At 65.4% G+C, this 5,127-nt stretch carries 7 protein-coding genes; 4 read left to right on the top strand and 3 right to left on the bottom strand.

Going from position 1 to position 5,127, the window contains the following annotated elements; translation table 11 throughout:
• The 3 genes from ABS88_RS24045 to ABS88_RS24055 all read left to right on the top strand — a co-directional run.
• On the top strand, positions 1–429 hold a 429-nt coding region (locus ABS88_RS24045; RefSeq protein ID WP_502686185.1), incomplete at its 5' end, for a nicotinate-nucleotide diphosphorylase.
• A gap of 72 nt (positions 430–501) precedes the next feature.
• Entirely contained in the window at positions 502–1,245 is a 744-nt protein-coding gene (locus ABS88_RS24050) for a ribonuclease T2 family protein (protein WP_286750813.1), read from the top strand.
• A gap of 95 nt (positions 1,246–1,340) precedes the next feature.
• A complete protein-coding gene (locus ABS88_RS24055; RefSeq protein ID WP_086455982.1) occupies positions 1,341–1,568 on the top strand; it encodes a hypothetical protein in 228 nt (75 codons plus the stop codon).
• Positions 1,569–1,595: 27 nt separating this feature from the next.
• Here ABS88_RS24055 and ABS88_RS24060 read toward each other — a convergent pair whose 3' ends face one another.
• On the bottom strand, positions 1,596–1,940 hold the full coding sequence (locus tag ABS88_RS24060) for an arsenate reductase family protein (protein ID WP_286750814.1): 345 nt from the start codon (positions 1,938–1,940) through the stop codon (positions 1,596–1,598).
• A gap of 167 nt (positions 1,941–2,107) precedes the next feature.
• Here ABS88_RS24060 and ABS88_RS24065 point away from each other — a divergent pair, with 167 nt between their 5' ends.
• Positions 2,108–2,845, top strand: a complete 738-nt coding sequence (locus ABS88_RS24065; protein WP_058812722.1) for a murein L,D-transpeptidase catalytic domain family protein — start codon at positions 2,108–2,110, stop codon at positions 2,843–2,845.
• Positions 2,846–2,943: 98 nt separating this feature from the next.
• Here the strand turns inward: ABS88_RS24065 and ABS88_RS24070 are convergent, their stop codons facing one another.
• Together ABS88_RS24070 and ABS88_RS24075 are read right to left on the bottom strand one after the other, a co-directional pair.
• Positions 2,944–4,305, bottom strand: a complete 1,362-nt coding sequence (locus tag ABS88_RS24070) for a L,D-transpeptidase family protein (RefSeq protein ID WP_286750815.1) — start codon at positions 4,303–4,305, stop codon at positions 2,944–2,946.
• 96 nt (positions 4,306–4,401) lie between these two features.
• A partial coding sequence (locus ABS88_RS24075) for an ATP-binding protein (RefSeq protein ID WP_502686186.1) occupies positions 4,402–5,127 on the bottom strand: 726 nt, incomplete at its 5' end.

Consider the following 5,127-nt stretch of genomic DNA (forward strand, 5'->3'; position numbering starts at 1 on the left):
CCCGGCCTGCGCGTGCTGGAGAAATATGCGACCCGCATGGGCGGCGCGACCAATCACCGCATGGGCCTGTGGGACGCGGCGATGATCAAGGACAATCATGTCGCGGTCGCGGGATCGGTCGAAGAGGCGGTGCGCCGCGCGGTGGCGGCGGGAATCGCCGATATCATCGTCGAGGTCGACCGTATCGACCAGGTCGAGGCCGCGCTGGCATCGGGCGCGACGCATCTGCTGCTCGACAATATGACGCCCGACCAATTGCGCGAGGCGGTGGGGATCGTCGCCGGGCGCGTTCCGACCGAGGCGTCGGGCGGGGTGCGGCTCGACACGATCGGCGCCATCGCCGCGACCGGCGTCACCTTTGTTTCGGTCGGGCGCCTGACCCAGTCGGCGCCGGCGGCCGACATCGGGCTCGATTTTGCGCTCGTCTGATACGCCCTCCCTATCTGCTCGCCCTGCGCTTGTCGAAGGGTGGACCTTCATCATGATTGGCAAGGAAGAACGGTGCTTCGACAGGATCAGCACGAGCGGAAGATAGGAAAGGCGCTTCTGGCGCTGACTCTGCTGCTCGCCCCCGCGGCGGCGCAGGCGCAATCGCTGGCCTGTGTCGCGCCCGACCGGACGCCGGTGCCGCGGCTCGAGCGGCCCGCGCGCGGCGAGCCCGTCCGCAAGCCGCCGACGACCGGCTATCTGCTGAGCATGAGCTGGTCGCCGCAGCATTGCGCAGGTGCGCGCAATCCCAAGGATGCGCGCGACCGGTTCCAATGTTCGGGCGAAAACGGGCGCTTCGGCTGGGTGCTCCACGGTCTGTGGCCCGAGACCGATACACCGGCCTATCCCCAATGGTGCCGTCCCGCGAAGATCGTCCCCGCGCCAGTGCTGCGCCGCCATATGTGCATGACCCCTTCGGCGCAGCTTTTGCAGCATGAATGGGCGAAGCACGGCACCTGCATGAGTTCCAACCCCGCCGCCTATTTTCGCGCCGCCGAAATCCTGTTCCGCGCCGTGCGCTTTCCCGACATGAAAGCGCTGTCGGGGCACGTCCGCACCGCGGGCGATGTGCGGCGCGCCTTTGCGAAGGTCAATCGCGGCATCGATGAGCGGATGATCGCGGTCGCGACCGATCGCGGCGATTGGCTGACCGAGGTGCGGCTGTGCCTGGGGCCGCGGATGCGGCCGCAGGCGTGCAAACCCTTTCAGCGCGGCCTCGCCGATGCGCGCGCGGTGCGCGTGCGGCCGATGGATTAACGCCTGCAGGGCAAGGCGTCCCGCGCCGGGACGGCGGCGATGTTAACACTCTTTTAACCTTATCGACTCGTTAACGGGCGCCTAGCCTGCCGGGCATGGATTCGGACGAGCATATCGACATCCGCGAGCGCATCCGCGCTTATGGCGCCCGGCAACTGGTCCTTGCGCGGCTGAGCGCGCCGGAGGATTGGCAGGGCGAATTGCGCGGCGCGCTTGCGGCGCAGCGCGAGCATCCCGCGCTCTGGTCGCGCGACAGCGATTTTCGCCTGTTCGCGGAAAGCTTCGCGATCTTCTTTACCGCGGCGATGATGTTTCTGATCTGACGGCGGACCGCCGATCGGCCCGCACTGCTAGAGAATCTCGCGCACGACATCCTGCGGGCGGCAGAAGCGGACGCCCTTGTCGGTTTCGACGAAGGGGCGGTTCACATAGCCGGGATTGGCGACCATCGCCGCGATAATCGCTTCTTCGTTGGCGTCGGGCAGACCGCGTTCCTCGGCATCGGTGCCGCGCAGGCGCAGCGCGTCCCGCGCGCTCAGACCTGCGTCGCGAAACAGCCGGCGTAGCTTGTCGGCGCTGTAGGGCGTTTTCAGATATTGAATCACCTCGACATCGACGCCGGGGGTTTCCTCGAGAATCGCCAGCGTCTTGCGCGAAGTGCCGCAGGCGGGGTTATGCCAGATGGTTGCCTTCATGGCGCAGTTCCTAACGGGAGCGTAATGGAACGTAAACGCACTATTCATGGCATATATGGCACATTTGCCCGCATGAAGAGGCTTGGACTCCTTGCCTTTGGCGCGCGAACCACGGCTTATAGACGGCCGAGGGACCGCCAAAGGCGGCAATGAGGGCTGGGTTGCACGTGAAAGAATTGATCGATCGCAGGGCTATGCTGGCGGCGATGGCGGGCGCGGGGGCGCTGGCCGCGACATCGGCGCGCGCAGCCCCACTTCCGGACTGGATCACCGGGCATGGGCAGGCAGCGACACCGCCGCCGGTCGACTATCTGGCCGTCGCGCGGCAACAGCTGGCGCGGCAGGGCAACCGGATCGCGCAGGCCGACCGTGTCGGGATCGTCGATTTCGGGCTGCCCTCCTATCGCCCGCGCTTTGCGCTCGTCGATCTGATCGCCGGCAAGGTGGACATGTATCCCGTCACCCATGGCCGCGGATCGGACCCGCAGCATGACGGCTGGCTCAAGACCTTTTCGAACGTCCCCGGCTCGCTCGCCTCGTCGCGCGGCGCCTATCGCACGAGCGATTATTATTGGGGATCGAACGGATCGTCGATGCGGCTCGCAGGGCTGGAGGCCGACAACAGCAATGCCGACATGCGCGCGATCGTCGTGCATGGCGCCTGGTACGCCGAACCGTCGCTGATCGCGACGCAAGGCAAGCTGGGGCGTAGCGAGGGCTGTTTCGTGTTCGGTGAGGAACTGCTGCCGCAAATTCTGTACAAGCTCGGGCCGGGCCGGCTGCTCTACGCCGACAAGCTGAGCGTGGCGCCCGCGTCGCCGCCGCCCTTCGAATTGCCGCCGGTCGCCGACAATATCATCCGCACCGGCGCCACCCAGGGATCGATGCCGACCAAGGCTGATTGAGAATTCTCGGGTTTCAAGCCCGAGGCTGTCAACGCAATGTCATCGGATTCCGCGAGGAAGCACGAAGCCGGGGGCATCGTCGCCCGGTCGCCGCTTCATCAGTAGATCGCGCCCTTTTCGGGTTTCGGCGCCTGCACCGTCTGCGTCGTCGGGACGACCGCGGGCGGCGTCGGCGAAATCACCACCGCGGCGGCGCGGCCGGGCTTGGCGAAGCTCTTCACCACTGGCGCGTCGCGACCGTAAAGGTCGTTCAGTTTCTTGATGCCGCCCTTGCCGTCGGGGACGACGGTCCAATACGCGACATAGACGGGGAAGGGCTTTTCGAAGCCGAAGCGCGTCGTCTTGCCGCTGGCGACCACATCGCCGAATTCCTCGGGCGTGCGGCCGGCGAACATCACCGCCATCAGGCCGGAGAAGTGCAGCGCCTTTTCGGTGCGGATGCAGCCGTGGCTAAAAGCGCGCGAATCGGCGGCGAACGCGCCCTTCGAGGGCGTGTCGTGCAAATAGATGGCGTGCGGGTTCAGCATTTCGAGCTTCATGACGCCCAGCGCATTGTTGGCACCCGGCTGCTGCACCACCGACAGCGACTTGCCGCTGCCCGTCCAGGTATAGCCCTGCGCGCGGGCGCGCGCCGGATTGGTCGCAATCGTCGATCCGATGCCTTCGGCGATGATGCTCTTGGGCAGCGTCCAGGTCGGGTTGACGATGATCCCCGTCGCCATCGGGTTGAGCTGCGGCGTCGGGGTCGACGGCTTGCCGACGACCGCCTTGTGCGTCGCGATGACGACGCCGTCATGAACGACGCGGGTCAGATATTCGGGCACGTTGCTGACGACATAGCCTTCGCCAAGATCACGCGGCATCCAGCGCCAGCGTTCCATGTTGACGCGGATCGCGTTGGCGTCGGCGGGTGTCTTTGCGGTCTTGAGCGCGGCTTTCAGCGCCGCGAAATCGGGATGAACGGGGTCGAGGCTGACCAGCGCCTGCGCGACGTCGTTCGCGGTGAGCGCGCTGCCGAGCAGCGGGATCAGCGGTTCGGTCTGCGCGTCGCCATCGGTCATGAACCATTGTTTGCGCGCAGCATTGGGCGTGCGGCCGTCGCGCATGTGCGTGGCGAGCAGCAGGAAGCTGTCGGTCGCGACCTTGTCGAGCGTGATCTGATTGCCGCCATCGATCGCGGCCTTCAGCGCGTCGGGATTGTAATCCTTCGGGAACAGGCCTTCATCGCCCGCCGACTGGATGAAGGCGAGCAGCGCCTTGGCATTGTCGACGCTCCAGCTCGGCAGATTGGCCTCGGCGACCGTTTCGATCTCGGGCGCGTCATCGGTCACCTTGTCGGGTTGCAGAACGACCGAGTCCTCCTTGACGCTCGTCTGCGCGGCGACGGGCGCCGCAAGCAGGGTCAGCGGGAGGATCAGCGCCGCGGCCGGGCGCGCGTAAAGGGGGAGATTTCTGGCCATGGTTAAGGCCCATAGCCAATAATCCCCCCGTGCGAAAGTGAGCTGGGACACATTCCGTCGTGTCCGCGCGCGAACCCGGCGTCGATGGGCGCAGCGTCAGGCCTTGTTGTCGGCGTCCTGCTTCGCCAGCCATTCCTCCAGCCACTTGATCGTATAATCACCGTGGATGACGTCGGGATCGGCGAGCAGCGCCTGATGCAGCGGAATATTCGTCTTCACCCCGCCGATAACCATTTCCTCGAGCGCGCGGCGCATCCGCATCATGCAGCTTTCGCGCGTGCGGCCATAGACGATCAGCTTGCCGATCATGCTGTCGTAATAAGGCGGGATCGAATAGCCCGCATAAAGCCCGCTATCGACGCGCACATGCATGCCGCCGGCGGCATGATAGTTGGTCACCTTGCCCGGCGACGGCAGGAAGTTGCGCGGATCTTCAGCGTTGATCCGGCATTCGATCGCATGGCCGCGGAATTCCAGTTCATCCTGCTGCACCGAAAGGCCCATGCCGTCGGCGATGCGGATCTGTTCGCGGACGAGGTCGAAGCCGGTGATCATCTCGGTCACCGGATGTTCGACCTGGATGCGCGTATTCATTTCGATGAAATAGAATTCGCCATTTTCCCACAGAAACTCGATCGTCCCCGCGCCGCGATAGCCCATCTTTGCCATCGCATCGGCGCAAATGCCGCCCATGCGGGCGCGCTCTTCGGCCGAAATGACGGGCGAGGGGGCTTCTTCGAGCACCTTCTGGTGGCGGCGCTGCAGCGAACAGTCGCGTTCGCCGAGATGGATGGCGTTGCCCTTGCCGTCGCCGAAAATCTG

It is taken from the genome of Sphingopyxis sp. SCN 67-31, from assembly GCF_001725095.1.